13 protein-coding genes are annotated in these 15,228 nt (G+C 67.9%); 5 read left to right on the forward strand and 8 right to left on the reverse strand.

Going from position 1 to position 15,228, the window contains the following annotated elements; translation table 11 throughout:
* Positions 1-5 precede the first annotated feature (5 nt).
* Complete coding sequence (locus ACIA12_RS06345; RefSeq protein ID WP_396365740.1) at positions 6-1,433, forward strand: polysaccharide lyase 6 family protein; 1,428 nt, start codon at positions 6-8, stop codon at positions 1,431-1,433.
* Between the two features lie 217 nt (positions 1,434-1,650).
* Here ACIA12_RS06345 and ACIA12_RS06350 read toward each other — a convergent pair whose 3' ends face one another.
* Both ACIA12_RS06350 and ACIA12_RS06355 read right to left on the reverse strand, forming a co-directional pair.
* Entirely contained in the window at positions 1,651-3,027 is a 1,377-nt protein-coding gene (locus ACIA12_RS06350; protein WP_396365741.1) for an MFS transporter, read from the reverse strand.
* Between the two features lie 21 nt (positions 3,028-3,048).
* Positions 3,049-3,807, reverse strand: a complete 759-nt coding sequence (locus ACIA12_RS06355) for a glycerophosphodiester phosphodiesterase (RefSeq protein WP_396365742.1) — start codon at positions 3,805-3,807, stop codon at positions 3,049-3,051.
* A 26-nt stretch (positions 3,808-3,833) separates the two neighbouring features.
* On the opposite strand from ACIA12_RS06355, the gene ACIA12_RS06360 reads away from it, so the two are divergent.
* A complete protein-coding gene (locus tag ACIA12_RS06360; protein WP_396365743.1) occupies positions 3,834-4,973 on the forward strand; it encodes an aminotransferase class V-fold PLP-dependent enzyme in 1,140 nt (379 codons plus the stop codon).
* Between the two features lie 89 nt (positions 4,974-5,062).
* Complete coding sequence (locus ACIA12_RS06365) at positions 5,063-5,920, forward strand: NAD(P)-dependent oxidoreductase (protein WP_396365744.1); 858 nt, start codon at positions 5,063-5,065, stop codon at positions 5,918-5,920.
* A gap of 5 nt (positions 5,921-5,925) precedes the next feature.
* On the opposite strand, the gene ACIA12_RS06370 is transcribed toward ACIA12_RS06365, so the two are convergent.
* Genes ACIA12_RS06370 through ACIA12_RS06385 form a run of 4 tightly spaced genes read right to left on the reverse strand, consistent with a single transcriptional unit; the run spans position 5,926 to position 11,834 of the window.
* Positions 5,926-6,777: a carbohydrate ABC transporter permease gene (locus tag ACIA12_RS06370; protein WP_396365745.1), complete on the reverse strand. Its 852-nt coding sequence runs from the start codon at positions 6,775-6,777 to the stop codon at positions 5,926-5,928.
* The gene (locus ACIA12_RS06375; RefSeq protein ID WP_396365746.1) at positions 6,774-7,697 is read right to left on the reverse strand and encodes a carbohydrate ABC transporter permease; all 924 of its coding nucleotides are present in this window, start codon (positions 7,695-7,697) and stop codon (positions 6,774-6,776) included. Before ACIA12_RS06375 ends, ACIA12_RS06370 begins: the two co-directional genes overlap by 4 nt.
* 3 nt (positions 7,698-7,700) lie before the next feature.
* The gene (locus ACIA12_RS06380; protein ID WP_396365747.1) at positions 7,701-9,023 is read right to left on the reverse strand and encodes an ABC transporter substrate-binding protein; all 1,323 of its coding nucleotides are present in this window, start codon (positions 9,021-9,023) and stop codon (positions 7,701-7,703) included.
* A gap of 15 nt (positions 9,024-9,038) precedes the next feature.
* Complete coding sequence (locus ACIA12_RS06385; RefSeq protein WP_396365748.1) at positions 9,039-11,834, reverse strand: family 78 glycoside hydrolase catalytic domain; 2,796 nt, start codon at positions 11,832-11,834, stop codon at positions 9,039-9,041.
* Positions 11,835-11,959: 125 nt separating this feature from the next.
* On the opposite strand from ACIA12_RS06385, the gene ACIA12_RS06390 reads away from it, so the two are divergent.
* Entirely contained in the window at positions 11,960-12,838 is an 879-nt protein-coding gene (locus ACIA12_RS06390; RefSeq protein ID WP_396365749.1) for an AraC family transcriptional regulator, read from the forward strand.
* Here ACIA12_RS06390 and ACIA12_RS06395 read toward each other — a convergent pair.
* A complete protein-coding gene (locus tag ACIA12_RS06395) occupies positions 12,825-13,508 on the reverse strand; it encodes a TetR/AcrR family transcriptional regulator (protein ID WP_396365750.1) in 684 nt (227 codons plus the stop codon). The genes ACIA12_RS06390 and ACIA12_RS06395 overlap by 14 nt on opposite strands.
* A gap of 100 nt (positions 13,509-13,608) precedes the next feature.
* On the opposite strand from ACIA12_RS06395, the gene ACIA12_RS06400 reads away from it, so the two are divergent.
* Complete coding sequence (locus ACIA12_RS06400; RefSeq protein ID WP_396365751.1) at positions 13,609-14,838, forward strand: FAD-dependent monooxygenase; 1,230 nt, start codon at positions 13,609-13,611, stop codon at positions 14,836-14,838.
* On the opposite strand, the gene ACIA12_RS06405 is transcribed toward ACIA12_RS06400, so the two are convergent.
* On the reverse strand, positions 14,757-15,215 hold the full coding sequence (locus ACIA12_RS06405) for a PGPGW domain-containing protein (RefSeq protein ID WP_396365752.1): 459 nt from the start codon (positions 15,213-15,215) through the stop codon (positions 14,757-14,759). The two genes, ACIA12_RS06400 and ACIA12_RS06405, sit on opposite strands and share 82 nt — an antisense overlap.
* Positions 15,216-15,228: the final 13 nt, after the last annotated feature.

The following is a 15,228-nucleotide window of genomic DNA, read 5'->3' on the forward strand; positions in this document are numbered from 1 at the left end:
TTGCCATGGATCGTCGTGCCTTTCTGATCGGCGGTGCCGCTGTCGCAGCGGTCGCCGCCGTCGAGCTACCCAGACCGAGATCGGCAGGCGCCCAGGCGACTGCCCTGGTCACTTCCCTGTCCCAGCTCCAGTCCGCCATCAACTCCGCGACCGCCGGTACGACGATCACGCTGGCCAACGGGACGTACGCCGTGAACTCGCCGATCACGATCACCGGACGGAACGGAACCAGCTCCGCCCCGATCACCATCCAGGCCGAGACCAGGGGCGAGGTGACGCTGACCGGCAGCCAGACCTTCGTCTTCGCCAACTCGTCGTACGTCACGATCAGCGGCTTCAACTTCCGGCAGAGCGTCACCCTGGACCTGGCGGCGAACAGTTCCCGGCTCCGGCTGACCCGCAACGACTTCCAGCTCGCCTCGACGGCCGGCCACTCGGTCGTCGTCCGCGGCAACGACGTGAAGGTCGACCGGAACGTGTTCCACGACAAGTCCACGGCAGGCTGCTACCTGGTGATAGACGGCCCGTCCGGCGACGATGTGATCGCGCAGCGGACGTACGTCCTGCGCAACCACTTCCGGGACCACTCGTTCACCGGCGACAACGGTGGCGAGCCGATCCGGCTCGGGGTCAGCAGTCGCGCGCTGGCCACCGCCGACGCGACAGTCGAGTACAACCTGTTCGAGCGGGTGAACGGCGATCCCGAGGCGATCTCGGTGAAGTCGTCGGGCAGCAAGATCCGGTACAACACGGTGCGCTCGTCCAAGGGCGGCATCGTCCTGCGGCACGGGAACGCGAACCGGGTGGAGAGCAACTATCTGCTGTCCGGCGAGAACGGGATCCGGATCTACGGCAACGATCACCTCATCATCAACAACTACGTAGGCGATGTCGGGAGTGCCGGCATCGTCTTGGGCAGCGGCTCGGAACGCGACCACACCCCCGGTGAGTCGGACACCTCTCGCAAGGGCAACGACGCTCCGGACCGGGTGACTATCACTCTCAACACGCTGCGCAACAACAACGGCGCGATCGCCGGCGAAAGCCAACGCACCATCCCGCCGCTGGCCTGCAAGATCACCGACAACCTCCTGGTCGGCTCGTCCGGCTCTCTCACCGACATGCCCTATCAGCAAGGCATCACCTGGTCCGGCAACATCCTCTGGGGCACAGCCTCCAACGGCAACCTCCCCACCACCGGCTACACCCGAGCCGACCCCAAGCTGACCGCCGGCACTGACGGCATCTACCGCCTGGGCTCAGGCAGCGCCGCCATCAACGCAGCAACCGTCAACCACACCAGCGAGGTCCCCGACGACCTGGACGGCCACCCCCGCACCGCCCCGTACGACGTAGGCGCCGACGAATACTCCACCACCCAGCCGGTACGACGCCCCCTCAACCCCGCCGACGTAGGGCCAACCGCCCCCTGACGCCGCCGGTTCGGAGCAGGGGTTGACTTCGCCTTGGGGGGTTCGCCCATTGGTCTGACGGTGGGCTAACCCCGCGGTCAGAGGTTGACCCCTGGCCGTGGATCGCGTGGCGCTGGTTGGGCTGGGCGTAGTGCATTGGCGATCGGTCTGCCGGGGTGCAGCGGGTGAGTTCGACGTTGGTGATGAAGTAGATCGTCGACGTCCGGCCGCTGCCCACTTAGACCAGTACGGTCGGTTGGGTGTTGCCGGCTTCGGTGATGCCGCGGCGGATGTCGACGCGGGCGAGCAGGACCAGGCCGATGACGAAGAAGAGTCCGAGGGCGACGATCGCCGGCCGGTAGGAGCCGGTGATCTGGTGGACCAGGCCGAAGACGAGCGTGCCGAGCCACGACGTACCGCGTTCGCCCGCTTGGTACAGGCTGAAGTACTCCGCCTCACGCCCGCGGGGGATCAGCTGGCTGAAGGCTGACCGGGACAGCGCCTGCGTTCCGCCGAGCACGATCCCGATCGCGGCGCCCATGGCCAGGAACGGCGCGATCTGGTGCGCCGGCAGCAGGAAGCCGGCGATCACGATCACCATCCAGACCACCAGCCCGCCCATGATCGTGTTCTTTGTCCCGTACTTCCGGGCGAACCGCCCAAAGGCCAGCGCCCCGAAGAACGCGATGAACTGGACCAGCAGGATCGTCATGATCAGGATCTGCGTCTCGAACCCGAGCTGCTTCTCGCCGTACGTCGACGAGACCGAGATGACAGTTTGGATGCCGTCGTTGAAGAACAGGTACGCGACCAGGAACAGCAACGTCATCGGGTACGTCCGCACGTGCTTCAGCGTCGCGAACAGCTGCCCGAAGCTCTGCCGGATCAGGCTCCCGCCACCCACCGGTACGACGTTCGCCGGCGGCCGGTTCTTGAGCTTGCGGTACGGGATGAAGGTGAACAGCCCCCACCAGAGCCCCGCACTGAGCAGACTCAGCCGGACGGCGGTCGCCTTGTCCATGCCGAGCGCGTCGTGCGCGGTGACGACGCCGAGGTTGAGCGCCAGCAGGATGAACCCGCCGAGATACCCGAACGCCCACGCGCGCGAGGACACGTCGTCGCGGTCGTCAGGCCCGGCGATGTCGATCAGGATCGAGTCGTAGACCACCAGCGACGACCCGAGACACAGGTTGCCGAGGAACAGCAGCAACGCGCCGAGCGCCCACCGCCCGTCGGTGACGAAGACCATGCAGCAGGCGGCGAGCGCACCGGCCCAGGCGAAGCCGCACATCAGCAGCTTCTTGCGCGCCGACCGGTCCGCGATCGCGCCGACGATCGGCAGGATGAGCGCCGAGAGCAGCGTCGCGACCGTGACGACGTAGAACGCGAGCGAGCCGGGCGAGATACCGAGCCCGAGCACGTGCAGGTTGGTGGTGCACGGGTCGTCCGTCGTGCCGACCCGGCCGCAGGCGGCTGTCTCGGCGACCGAGGTCAGGTACGGCGCGAAGAGCACCGTGCCGACCGTCGTGACGTAGCCGGAGTTGGCCCAGTCGTACAGGCTGAAGCCCCAGTACTCACCTTTGTCGACACTCGCCGGCGCCGAGAGAATTCCCATGCGGAGGAGTGTGGCAGGTGTTCAGCCGCTAACCCACTGCCCTCGCTCGATCAGTACGTCGCGGAGCAGGTCGGTGCGGTCGGTGATCAGCCCGTCGACACCGGCGTCGAGGAGCCGGTGCATCGCGGCCGGGTCGTCCACTGTCCACACGTGCACCTGCTTGCCGATGGCATGTGCTCGCCGGAGCAGGCCAGGGGTGAGTACGCGGAGGCGTCCGTAGTACTCGGGGATCTGCAGGCAGGCTCCGCGCGAGACCATCCGGTACGGCGCGAAGCGAAGCCTGGCGATCTCGCGCTGCCCGAAACCGGTGGCCAGGCGCTCGCCCAGTTCGCGGCGGATCAGGTCGACGCGGGCCTGGGAGAAGGAGGAGACGCAGACCCGGTCGATCGCGTCGTGCTCGCGCAGTACCCGAGCGGTCGCCTGGACACCGTTGTCGGCCTTGATGTCGAGGTTGAAGCGGGTCTTGGGGAAGTGCTCGAGTACTTCGGACAGCAGCGGGATCGGCTCGTGCCCGTTGATCTTCGCCTGCCGCACCTCGGACCACGGCAGCTCGGCGATCACGCCGGTGCGGTCGGTGACACGGTCGAGCCGGTGGTCGTGGAAGGCGACCACGACACCGTCGCTCGTCGCGTGCAGGTCCGTTTCGATGTAGGAGTAGCCGAGCCCGACCGCCTGCTCGAAGGCGTGCAGCGAGTTCTCGTAGCCGACGTTGTCCGGGTGCAGAGCGCCGCCGCGGTGGGCCATCGCGATCGGCCCGTCGTGCTCGAGATAGGGATACACGCCGAGAAGTATGTACCGTTTGGCTGGTGACGGTACTCAGCCCCCGCCCCGACCTGTGGACCCTCGACCCCGACGTGCTGCATCTCAATCACGGCTCGTTCGGCGCCGTGCCGCGGCGTACGCAGGAGCTGCTGGCCTTGCTGCGCGCCGAGGCCGAGGCGAACCCGATGCGCTGGTTCCGCTCGGTCCCGGAGCGTCTGACGGCCAGCCGGCTGAAATTGGCCGCCTACCTGCAGACCGACCCGGCGGGCTTCGCGCTCGTCCCCAACGCCAGCGCGGGCGTGACCGCCGCGCTCAACGCGATCCCGATCCCGGCAGGCAGCAAGCTCGTGCTGACCAACCACGCGTACGGCGCGGTCCTGTACGCCGCCGAGCGCTTCGCCAAGGCCAACCAGGCTGAGGTAGTCGTCGTCGACGTGCCCTTGGAGGCCGATGACGACGCCGTGGTCGCAGCCGTCGAGGCCGTGCTGGACGAGCGGACCGCAGCGCTCATCGTCGACCAGATCAGCTCGGCGACCGCGATGGTCTTCCCGATCCGGCGCCTCGCCGCGTTGTGCCGGTCCCTGGGCATCCCGTCGATCGTCGACGGAGCACACGCACCGGCGCTGCTCGACGCACCCGCGGAGGACGGCGCCGACTTCTGGACCGGCAACTTCCACAAATGGCCGGCCGCGCCGCGAGCGACTGCCGGTCTCGTCGTGGCCGAGCAGTGGCGGACCAGAACCCTGCCGCTGATCGTGAGCTGGTCGGAGTACGACGAACGCCTCCCCGAACGCTTCGACCAGCAAGGCACGGCCGACTACGCCTCGTGGATCGCCGCGCCGGAGTCCCTGCGGGTGCTGGAAGAGCTGGAGTGGCCGCGCCGCCGGTCCGAGCTGTCGACGATGATCGACGAGGGCGCAAAGGTTCTCGCCAAGGCGCTCGGCACCTCGGTGGCCGACGTCGCCCATCCGGCGGCGACCATGCGCCTGGTAGAGCTGCCCTATGCCGGGATTCCCAGTGTGGAGGCGGGGGAGGCCCTCAAGGCGAGAGTGTCGGCAGAGCTGAAGGCCGAGATCACCCTGACGGCGTTCGACGGCCGTCCGTTCATCCGCCTCTCGGCGCACGCCTACAACAGCCTGCAGAACTACGAGGTCTTGGCCGGCCGGTTGCCCACCGTGCTCTGAAGGTCGCTCGCCGGGAGCTCCCCAGCTGGACGGCCTATTGTCGAGGGATAGAGCACAGACATCTCGGTCAGGTGAACTGGAGGCTCCTCATGGCCCCTTCCCCCGCAGCGGTGACTCGTTCCGACCGGATCGGCTTCGCCGGTCTGGGCAACCTCGGCAGGCCGATGAGCCAGGCGTTGATCCGGGACGGCTGGACCTTGTCGGTGTACGACCGTGACCCTGCCAGGGCCGACGATCTGGCGGCGGAGGTCGTCGGCAAGCCGAAAGGGCTGGCCGGTTGTGCGGTGATCGCGATCGCCGTGCCCGACGACGAGGCGGTGAGTCAGCTCCTGGACGAGTTGATCCCGGCACTGGTGCCGGGCACAGCCGTTCTGGTGCACAGCACGATCCTGCCCGGCACGGCACAACGGCTGGCGAGCCTGTTGGGAGCCCACGGTCTCGGCTTCCTGGACGTCCCGGTCAGCGGTGGGTCGGAGCGTGCGCAGACGGGGACGCTGACCGTGATGGCCGGCGGGCGGGCCGAGCTGCTCGAGCACGTCCGCCCGGTTCTCGACTCGGTGGCAGCCGACGTGATCCACGCCGGTCCAGCGGGTGCCGGCGCGGCCGTGAAGTTGGCGAATCAGTTGATGATGTTCGCGGCCTTGGCCGGAGTACAGGAGGCGCTCGACCTCACCGCGGCGTACGACGTACCGGAGCAGGTGGTGCTGGCCGCCGTCGCGACCTGCACCGGCGATTCGTGGGTCACCCGCAACTGGGGTTTCTTCGACCGGATCGCCGCCGCCTACGACACCGCCGGTACGCCGCTCCGCGACCGTCCGTGGAGCAAGGATCTCTGGGACGTCGTCGCCGCGGCCAGGGAACGCTCGATCGCACTCCCCGTCGCGGGCCTCCTGGCCCAGCACCTGGCCACCCAGGTCGAGACCCACGCACGGAGAGAGCCCCGCTGAGCCCGTCAGCCCTTGACGGCGCCGGCGGTCATGCCGGCGACGATCTGGCGGTTGAAGAAGAGGAACATCACCAGCGGCGGGATGGTGATCAGCAGGATGTTCATGAACAGCAGGTTGTACTGGGTGGTGAACTGGCTGGAGAAGTTGTAGAGGGTCAGCTGGACGGTGGCGTTCTTGTCGCCGGGCAGGAAGTACAGCGGGTTGACGAAGTCGTTGAAGACGACGACCGACTGGACCACCACGACCGTCACGATGACCGAGCGCAGCAGCGGGAAGATCACCTGGAAGAACAGCCGGAGCGGTCCGGCGCCGTCGATGATGGCGGCCTCGTCGAGTTCGCGCGGGATGGTGGCGACGAAGGCCCGGAAGAGCAGGACGCAGAAGGACAGGCCGAAGGCGATCTCGACCAGGATCAGGCCGGGCATCGTCCGGAACAGGCCGATCCGCTGCAGCACCCAGATGGTCGGCACCACCGCGGGCGGGATGATCAGCCCGGCCAGGACCAGGAAGTTGATCAGGCCGTTCCAGCGGCTCGCCTTGCGTTGCAGGACGAAGGCCGCCATCGCGGCCAGCACGACCATCCCGGCCACGCTGGCGACCGTCAGGATCGAGCTGTTGATGAACGCGATGATCAGCATGTAGTCGCGGGCCTGCACCACGTCGACGAAGTTCTGGACGAACTGGAACTGGTGCGGCCAGGAGAAGTCCAGCAGGGAGGCTTGCTGGCGGTCTTTGACCGCGGTCAGCACGATGAACGCGAACGGCACCAGGAAGACGACGATCGAGACCAGGATCGCCACCACGCTGAGCAGGTAGTTCTTCTGTGGCCGGGGCCCGGCGACGGCTGCGGTGCTCACAGGTCCACCTCCCTACGGTTGAGGAACCGCGACAACGGCAGCACGATCGCCGTCACCACGACGAACAACACCACGTTGCCCGCGGTCGACAAGCCGTAGAACCCGGCCTGGTACTGCTTGTAGATCACCGACGCGATCACGTCCGAGGTGAAGCCGGGCCCGCCCCGCGTCATCGCCCAGATCAGATCGAACGATCGCAGCCCGCCGATCAGCGACAAGATGATCACCGTCACGGTGGCCGGCCGGGCCAGTGGCAGCACGATCCGCCGGAAGCTCTGCCAGGCGGTCGCCCCGTCGACCTTCGCCGCCTCCAGGTACTCCGCCGGAATCGACACGATCCCGGCGATGTAGATCAGCGTCGCCAGCCCGACGCCCTTCCACACGTCGACGAGAGCCACCGACAACAGCGCGTACTTCGGATCGGTGAGCCACCCCGGCCCGTCGATCCCGAGCACCGACAACGCGCTGTTGATCAGCCCGCGCTCGGGGTTCATCAACACGGTGAAGGTCAGGCCGACGCCGATCGTGGAGACCAGCACCGGGAAGAAGACCACCGACCGCAGGTAGCCGCGGGCGACGATCTGCGAGGTGAGCAGGACCGCCAGCAACAACCCGAGGACCACCTTCGTACCGGACGTGACGACCGCATAGATCAGCGTGTTGGTGAAGCCCTTCACCAGGGCTGGCTCGGAGAAGAACGTGGCGAAGTTGCCGAACCCGATGAACCTCGACTCGAAGATGCTCCAGCGGGTCAGGCTGAAGTAGAACGAGGCGAAGGTCGGGATCGCGAACAGCACTCCGTAGACGACCGCCGCCGGCAGGTAGAACCAGGTCGAGTACGGGCTGCGCAGCCGGCCACGATCGGGTCCGGCGACGGCTGCGCGCGTCTTCGTGGGCGTGTCGATCGACGTCGTGGCCACGGCTCACCAGCCCGCCAGGCCGAGCTGCTGGGCCTGCTTCTTGACGTCCTCGTCGTAGAGGGAGGCGCCGGCCGCGGCCTTGCGGATGCCTGAGCCGACCTCGACCGTGATCTGCTCCAGCGAGGGTCCCTTCACCGGCGACAGGAACTCCAGCGCGAGGCTCGACGAGCCTTCCTTGTCGATGTAGGGCTGCATGTCCTGAACGACCTGCGGTACGTCGGCAGGCAGCTTGCAGTCCTTGACCGCGAACGGTCCGGTCACCGCACCGGCCTTGGCCTGCGAGTCACAGCCCTCCTTGCTGGCGATGAAGGCCAGGAACTTCTTGGCGGCGTCGAGCTTGGCGCCGGTCGTACTGGTCGGGACGTAGACGCCGGCCGGGGCCCAGACGGTCAGGCCGTTCTTCGCGGCGTCGTCACCGGGGATGGCGAACAGGCCGACATCCTTCGTCGACGCCGGGTAGGTGGCGGCCAGGTCGCTGACCACCGCGGACAGGATCGGGTAGTGCGCACCCTTGCCCTGGGCAAGCAACTTGAGTCCGTCCGGCAGTTTGGCCGAGGCGAAGTCCTTGTTCTCGTAGCCGAGGTCGTGCACCTGCTGGAGGTGCTCGAAGCCCTTCCGGGCCGCGGCCGAGGTGCCGTACTTCGCCTGGTTCTTGGTGTACTTGTCGGCGAAGTCCGGCTCGGCCGCCGCGACGTTGTGGAAGTCACCGAGCACGAACAGCTGCGACGTCCAGGTCTCGCCGTAGGTCTGGATCACCGGCGCGATCCCGGCCGCCTTGATCTTGGCGTTGTTGGCCATGAACTCGGCCCACGTCTTCGGGATCTGCAGGCCGAGCCTGGCGTAGACGGGCTTGTTGTAGAGGATCGCGCCACCCATGAAGCCGCCGTACGGCGCGCCGTAGATCTGCCCGTCGGCGGTGACGGTGCTCTTGAAGTTGTCGTCCAGCCCGGCGCCCCAGGGCTGGTCGCCCATCGGGACGAGGTTCTTCTTCGGCGCGATCGCCTGGAACAGCGAGCCCGAGTTGTACATGAACACGTCGCTCATGTCGCCGGTGGACAGCCGGGTCTTGACGATGTTGTCACCCTCACTGCCGGCCGGACGGGTCTCGACCTTGACGGTGATACCGGAGTTCGCGGCGCTGAAGTCCTTGCCGAGTTGCTCGGCGGTCTTGACCGTCTGCTCCCCGTTGTCGACGAGGAAGTTGAGGGTGACGGCGTCGCCGCCACCGCCAGAGTCGCTGGAGCCGAGGCTGCCTGCGCTGCAGGCGGTCAGCGCGAGCGCGGTCACGGCCAGGGTGGCCAGTGCGGTCGTACGTGAGCGGATCATGGTGAGACCTCCGGTTCACTGCGGGTTGAGCAAGGAGTCGAGACGCATCCGCACGGCCTCGGCCGCGGGCGAGAAGTTGCCGCCGGCAAGGTCGACGAGCTTGGTCGCCGGGGCGTCGAGGTAGCGTTCCAGCCGGCCGGCGAGCTGGGCCTCGTCGGCGGCGACACCGGCCTCGACCACGCTGCTCACGATCGCCTGCCAGCTCGGCTCGTGATCGATGAGCTGCCGGGTGGTCGCGTCGGCACCGAGCGCCGGTACATCGGCGTACGGGTCTGTGGTGGTCCATTCGTGTTTTCCATGCCGTACTTCGACAGGCTCGCTGCCGTCGGGCAGGTGAACCGTCGCGGTCGCACCGACCGGGATGACGGCCGTGAGGTGGAAGCTGCCGTCGCTGCGGGTCCACGCGACACTTGCCTCGCCGTACGGCGTCAGGTGGCGGGCTGCTGCTCGGGTGAGCTGCGCTGCAGGCAGCGGGTGAACTTCCAGAGCTTGATAGCCAGGTGAGCTTGCGGCTAGGCCGGCGACTCGTCGGTGCATCCAGTCGGCGACAGCGCCCAGGGCGTAGTGGTTGAACGACGTCATCTCGCCGGGGTTGATGCTCCCGTCGGGCAGCATGCTGTCGTACCGCTCCCAGACCGTGGTGGCGCCCATGGTGACCGCATAGAGCCAGGACGGGCAGTCAGTCTGCAGCAGCAGCCTGTACGCCAGGTCGGGCTCGCCCGCGTCGGACAGCGCATCGGTCATCAGCGGCGTACCGACGAAGCCAGTGCTGATCCGGAAGCCGGCAACGCGGACCAAGTCGGCCAGTCGCTGACCAGCGCGCTTGCGCTGCTCGTCTGTCGGTAGCAGCGCCCACTGCAGAGCCATCGCGTACGCCGTGGTCGAGTCGCTGAGCACCCGGCCGCCCTCGGTCGTGTACTCCGCTGCGAAGGCCGCGCGCACCTTCGCTGCGAGGTCGGTGTACTGGCGGGCCAGGTCGGCGTCACCGGCCAGGTCAGCCGCCCAGCCGACGATCTCCGCCGAGCGGGCGAGGTGTGCCGTGGCGAGGACGTCCGGGTCGACCTTGGCGCGGAACGGGTTGTCCGGTGGAGCAGTCGGGTCCAGCCAGTCGCCGAACTGGAAGCCGCCCGACCAGAGCAGGTCCTCACCGGCAAGGTCGGTCATCCGGTCGACCCAGGCCCGCATGCTCGGCAGTTGCCGAATGAGGAGGTCCCGGTCGCCAGTGCGTTGGTAGAGCACCCAGGGGACGACTGTCGCCGCGTCACCCCAGGCCGCGGTCGCTGGGCCGGCATCGCGGAGGACATCGGGGATGACGAAGGGGACCGAGCCGTCCTTGTGCTGTTCGGCGGCCAGGTCGGCCAACCAGCTGGTGAGGAAGCCGGCGCTGTCGTAGAGGAAGGTCGCGGTGGGGGAGAAGACCTGGATGTCGCCGGTCCAGCCGAGTCGCTCGTCGCGCTGCGGGCAGTCGGTGGGGACGTCGAGGAAGTTGCCGCGCATTCCCCAGACGACGTTCTCGTGGAAGCGGTTGAGCAGCTCGTTCGACGACTCGAACCAGCCGGTGCGTTCCAGATCGGAGCCGACGACGACGGCTTCGAGGTCCTCCTTGGCGAGGTTGCCGACGCCGGTGACCTCGGCGTACCGGAAGCCGTGGAAGGTGAGGGGCGACTCGAGGGTCAGCTCGCCGGGGCCGGGCAGTACGTACGTGTCGGTGGCTTTGGCGGTGCGGAGGGGGCGGACGCCGAGTTCGTCGTTCTCGAGTACTTCGGCGTGGCGTAGTACGACCTCGTCGCCACGACTGCCGCCGCGGACCCGGAGGCGGACCCGGCCGACGAGGTTCTGGCCGAAGTCGACGAGCGTCTTGCCTGTGGGTGAGGTGGTGATCTCCACGGCTGGCAGTACCTCGGTGATCCGGACCGGCGGGCCGTCGGGGGCGACCAGCAGGCCGAGGTCGGCGTCCAGTACGTCGACCGGCGTCGGGTCGGCCACTGTGTAGGTGAAGTCGGTGCGCTGGCCGTCGTAGAGGTCGTCGGCGAGGATCTGGCTCTCGCGGGCGGTCCAGGTGTCATCGCTGGCGAACACATGGGTCTCGCCGTCGGCAGTGGTGACCTCCAGTTGCGCGAGTACCGCCAGGCGGTCTCCGTACACGGCCTGCTGGCCCTGGAAGCCGAGGCGGCCTCGGTACCAGCCGTTGCCCAGCAGGAAGTCCAGGGTGTTCTCGCCTGGTCGTACCAGGTCGGTGACGTCGTACGACTGGTAGCGAAGCCGGTACTGGTACGCCGTCCAGCCAGGCGCCAGCTCCTCGTCGCCTACCCGGCTGCCGTTGAGCGAGGGCAGGTAGACGCCATGTGCAGTCGCATAGAGGCGGGCACTGACTATGCCGTCCGGCAGCGTGGTGGTGCCGCTGACGATCGGGGCAGGTTGACCGTGCGCGCCGATCTCACGTGGGCTGATGAAGCGCGCAGCCCAGTCGTCAGGAGCGAGCAAGCCGGCCTCGACGACTGCTGGCTCACTCCAGTCGCTCCACCCGACACCGTCGCTGACTCTGACTCGCACGGATGCGCGCTGGCGGGAGGACAACGGCGTACCGGGCCATGGGACCAGTACCTGCTCTGCGGACTCGATGGTGTGGACTTCGGGGGAGCTGCCGGCGACGGCGAGCTCTATCTCGTAGGCGACCTGGTGGTAGTCGTCGGCTGCGGACGGGACTTGCCACGAGAGGCGGGGCGAGGCCGTACCGAGGCCGAGGACCGGACCAGTACCGATGCGGTGCTCGAAGCGGACGGACACGGGTGCGGCAGCAGGACGGGTCATTGTGCTCCCAACGCGTGAAACGATTCATTCGATGTTTCATCGATCCTGCGACGCGGGCTGGGCAGCCGATAGTCCGGAGTGCACCGGAGGTAGCACGAAATGCACCTCGGCCCGTATGTTGGACCATGGCCGAGCTGCCGATCGAGAACGCCGGGACGCTGCTGCATTTCGTCGACGGCGCGTATGCCTACTCGGGCCACCACATCCACGAGCGTTCGCATGCCGTGCACACGCACAGCTTCTTCGAGGTGGCCGTGGTGACGGCCGGCACCGGCGTGCACCACAGCCCGGCCGGCTATCAGCAGCTGGGCGTCGGCGACGTCCTCCTGCTCCGTCCGGGCGTCTGGCACGGGTACGACGGCTGCGACGGCCTGGACGTGTTCAACTGCTGCTTCTCCGCCGACCTGCTGCAGCACGAGCTGGCCTGGACCCGTGAGGACGCACTGCTCGGCTACTTGCTCTGGACCGGCCCGAACTCGGCCCGCCGGCGCGGAGTGCTGATGGGACACCTCGACGAGATTCCGCTGGAGGAGTGCATCAGTCAGCTGGAGCATCTGGAGGATCTGCGCGCCCGGCCGCTCGACCTGCATCGCGGTGACGTCATCGGCCGGCTGTCACTGTTTCTGAGCTGCCTGGCTCGTGCCCTTGCGGGCGAACTGAGCGGCTCGACCATGCCGGCACATCCGGCGGTACTGACGGCGATGCGGTTGATGGAGTCCGATCCGGCCCACCACTGGACCCTGACCGAGCTCGCCACGGAGCTGCACCTGGCGTCCGGCTATCTGGTCCGCTTGTTCAAATCGTCGACGGGACTGCCGCCGATGGCGTACCTGTCCCGCCATCGCGTCGAGCTGGCGGCCGATCGCCTGGTGCACACCGACGAGCCGATCAACCGGATCGGTGAGGCGGTCGGCTGGCCGGACCAGAACTACTTCGCCCGCCGCTTCAGGTCCCACTTCGGGTTGAGCGCGACCACCTATCGGGCCCGCTTCACCCGCGCTTGATCAGTACTTCGAGCCCGTCCAGGAACCGCTCGAGCCCGAAGACCAGCCCCTGGTTCTCGCCGCCCGCGACCGACCGCATCGCGGCCGTCAGCCCCGGGAAGCGATCGGGCTGAGTCGCCAGGATCTCGGCCAGCGCCGAGGTGAGGTTCTCCTCGGAGATGCCGATCGTGCCACCGGGCAGGGTGAGGGTCTGATGAGCGATCGTCCGGACCTGACCGGCGATCGTCAGCAGCGTGTCCAGCTGCTGGCCGCCGGTGAGCCCGGTGTCCGTCAGCGCCCGGATGCCGAAGTCCATCCAGGTCAGCTCGTTCGGCCCCAGGGCACGCCGGCCGACCGTCGACAGCAGCAGCCAGGGGTGCCGCTCGAACGCGGCGTACAGATCGAGAGCCCAGTCCATCAGCGCCTGCCGCCATGGCCGCGGCGGGTGATGCGGCGGCAGACCGATCGCGCGATCCGTCATCAGCGAGACCAGTTCGGCCTTGCCGCCGACGTAGCGGTAGAGCGCCATCTTCGTGAACGACAGGTCGGCCGCGACCCGCTGCATCGAGACGGCGTCCAGGCCGTCGGCGTCGGCGATCGCGATCGCGGCCTTGGTGATGCCCTCGACGGTCATCGCCGGCTTGGGGCCGCGGGTGGGTGGCGGCGGGTCACCCCAGAGCAGGTTGATCATCGCGGCGACTCCTGGCTTGTGGTTCCGATTGAACTGTGTCTACCATACACATTATCAAAACAGTGTCTGGTGGACACAGTTCAACACAAAGGGGTATGGGATGAAGGTTCTGATCTCGGGGGCAAGCGTCGCCGGTCCGGCTTTGGCGTACTGGCTGGGGCGGTACGGCCATCAGGTGACCGTGGTGGAGCTGGCGCCAGCGTTGCGCCAGGGCGGCTATGCCGTCGACTTCCGGGGGAGCGCGAACAAAGTCGTGCTCGAGCGGATGGGCGTCCTCGACGAGCTGCGCGCGCGGCAGACGGGTGGTACGGCGATGCGGTTCGTCGACGAGCAGGACCGGCAGGTGCTGCGGCTGCCACCGGAGTTCGCCGGGGGAGAGCTCGAGGTGCTTCGGTCCGACCTGACCCAGGTGCTGTACGAGCACAGTCGCGCGGCGGCGGAGTACAGGTTCGGTGACTCGATCGCGTCGTTGGAGCAGCACGGCGGCGGGGTGGACGTGACGTTCGAGAGCGGCGCGACGTCGACGTACGACCTGGTGTTCGGCGCGGACGGGATGCATTCCGTCGTGCGCCGGCTGGTGTTCGGCGGCGATCACGTGACGCACGGCGGCTACTACATCGCCGGGTGGGATCTGCCGAACACGTTCGGGATCGAGCGGGACGGGCTGATGTACAACGTGCCCGGCAAGCTGGCCAGTGTCGGGATGGATCACCGGGACCCGGACAAGGCGGGCACGATGTTCGTCTTCGCCTCGCCCGAGCTGACCTACGATCGCCGCGATCCCCAACAGCAGAAGGAGATTCTGCGCTCCGCCTACGCCGGCCTCGGCTGGAAGGTGCCCGCCCTCCTCGATGGACTCGACGACTGCACCGACCTGTACTTCGATTCGATCAGCCGCGTGGACGTCGACCGCTGGTCGGACGGCCGGATCGCGCTGGTGGGGGACGCCGGCTACGGCGCGACAGTGGGCGGCATGGGGACTGGTACTGCGATCGTCGCGGCCTATGTGCTTGCCGGCGAGTTGGCGGCGGCCGGCGGCGACCATCCGGCGGCCTTCGCCGCGTACGAGAGTCAACTGCGCAAGCCGGTGCAGGCCTGCCAGGACGGTGGCGGTCGGACGGGGAAGTTCCTGGCGCCCAGGACTCGCTTCGGAATCGCTGCCCGCAACCGGCTACTCGGCACGCCCTTCCTGCTCAACCAGATGCTGCGGCTCGGCGAGAAGGTCAGCAGCGACTTCGCGATCCGCGACTACCCGAGCAGTGGCAGCTTGTGCAGGAAGGACTCCCATGAGTCGGGCAGCCAGCCCGGTACGCCGAGCACTGCCAGGTAGAGCCAGATCGCGACGAGCACGCAGACGAAGAGCGCGACCGTGCCGAGCGCCTTGAGCCAGGCCGGCTGCTTGCCGGTCCAGGTGGTGAGCGCCTTGACCCAGTCCTTGACCCGATAGAGCAGCCGCTGTGCCCACTCGAACTCGCTGGCGAGCACGGCCAGACCGGCAATGAACAGCGGGATCCCGCCCGGCCCGGGCAGCCACCCGGTGAGCGGCGCCGCGATGATCAGGATGCCGCCCAGCACCCCGATCCCGATCCGGTAGATCAGGAGCTTGCGCGGGTTCGCACGGATCTTGCGCCGCCACTCCCAGCGGTCGTCCTGGGCGTCCAGCGTGATGTTGTCGTCCGTGCGGTCGGGACTGGTCTGCTCGGCCACAACCCCAGCCTAC

The organism is Kribbella sp. NPDC051620 (genome assembly GCF_044453825.1).
Taxonomy (GTDB): Bacteria; Actinomycetota; Actinomycetes; order Propionibacteriales; family Kribbellaceae; genus Kribbella.

Bases quoted from the DNA above. Each gene is read 5' to 3' on its own strand.
- ACIA12_RS06345 (WP_396365740.1), top strand. From the start codon at position 6: ATGGATCGTCGTGCCTTTCTGATCGGCGGTGCCGCTGTCGCAGCGGTC.
- ACIA12_RS06350 (WP_396365741.1), bottom strand. From the start codon at position 3,027: ATGGGAATTCTCTCGGCGCCGGCGAGTGTCGACAAAGGTGAGTACTGG.
- ACIA12_RS06365 (WP_396365744.1), top strand. From the start codon at position 5,063: ATGGCCCCTTCCCCCGCAGCGGTGACTCGTTCCGACCGGATCGGCTTC.
- ACIA12_RS06380 (WP_396365747.1), bottom strand. From the start codon at position 9,023: ATGATCCGCTCACGTACGACCGCACTGGCCACCCTGGCCGTGACCGCG.
- ACIA12_RS06385 (WP_396365748.1), bottom strand. From the start codon at position 11,834: ATGACCCGTCCTGCTGCCGCACCCGTGTCCGTCCGCTTCGAGCACCGC.
- ACIA12_RS06390 (WP_396365749.1), top strand. From the start codon at position 11,960: ATGGCCGAGCTGCCGATCGAGAACGCCGGGACGCTGCTGCATTTCGTC.
- ACIA12_RS06395 (WP_396365750.1), bottom strand. From the start codon at position 13,508: ATGATCAACCTGCTCTGGGGTGACCCGCCGCCACCCACCCGCGGCCCC.
- ACIA12_RS06400 (WP_396365751.1), top strand. From the start codon at position 13,609: ATGAAGGTTCTGATCTCGGGGGCAAGCGTCGCCGGTCCGGCTTTGGCG.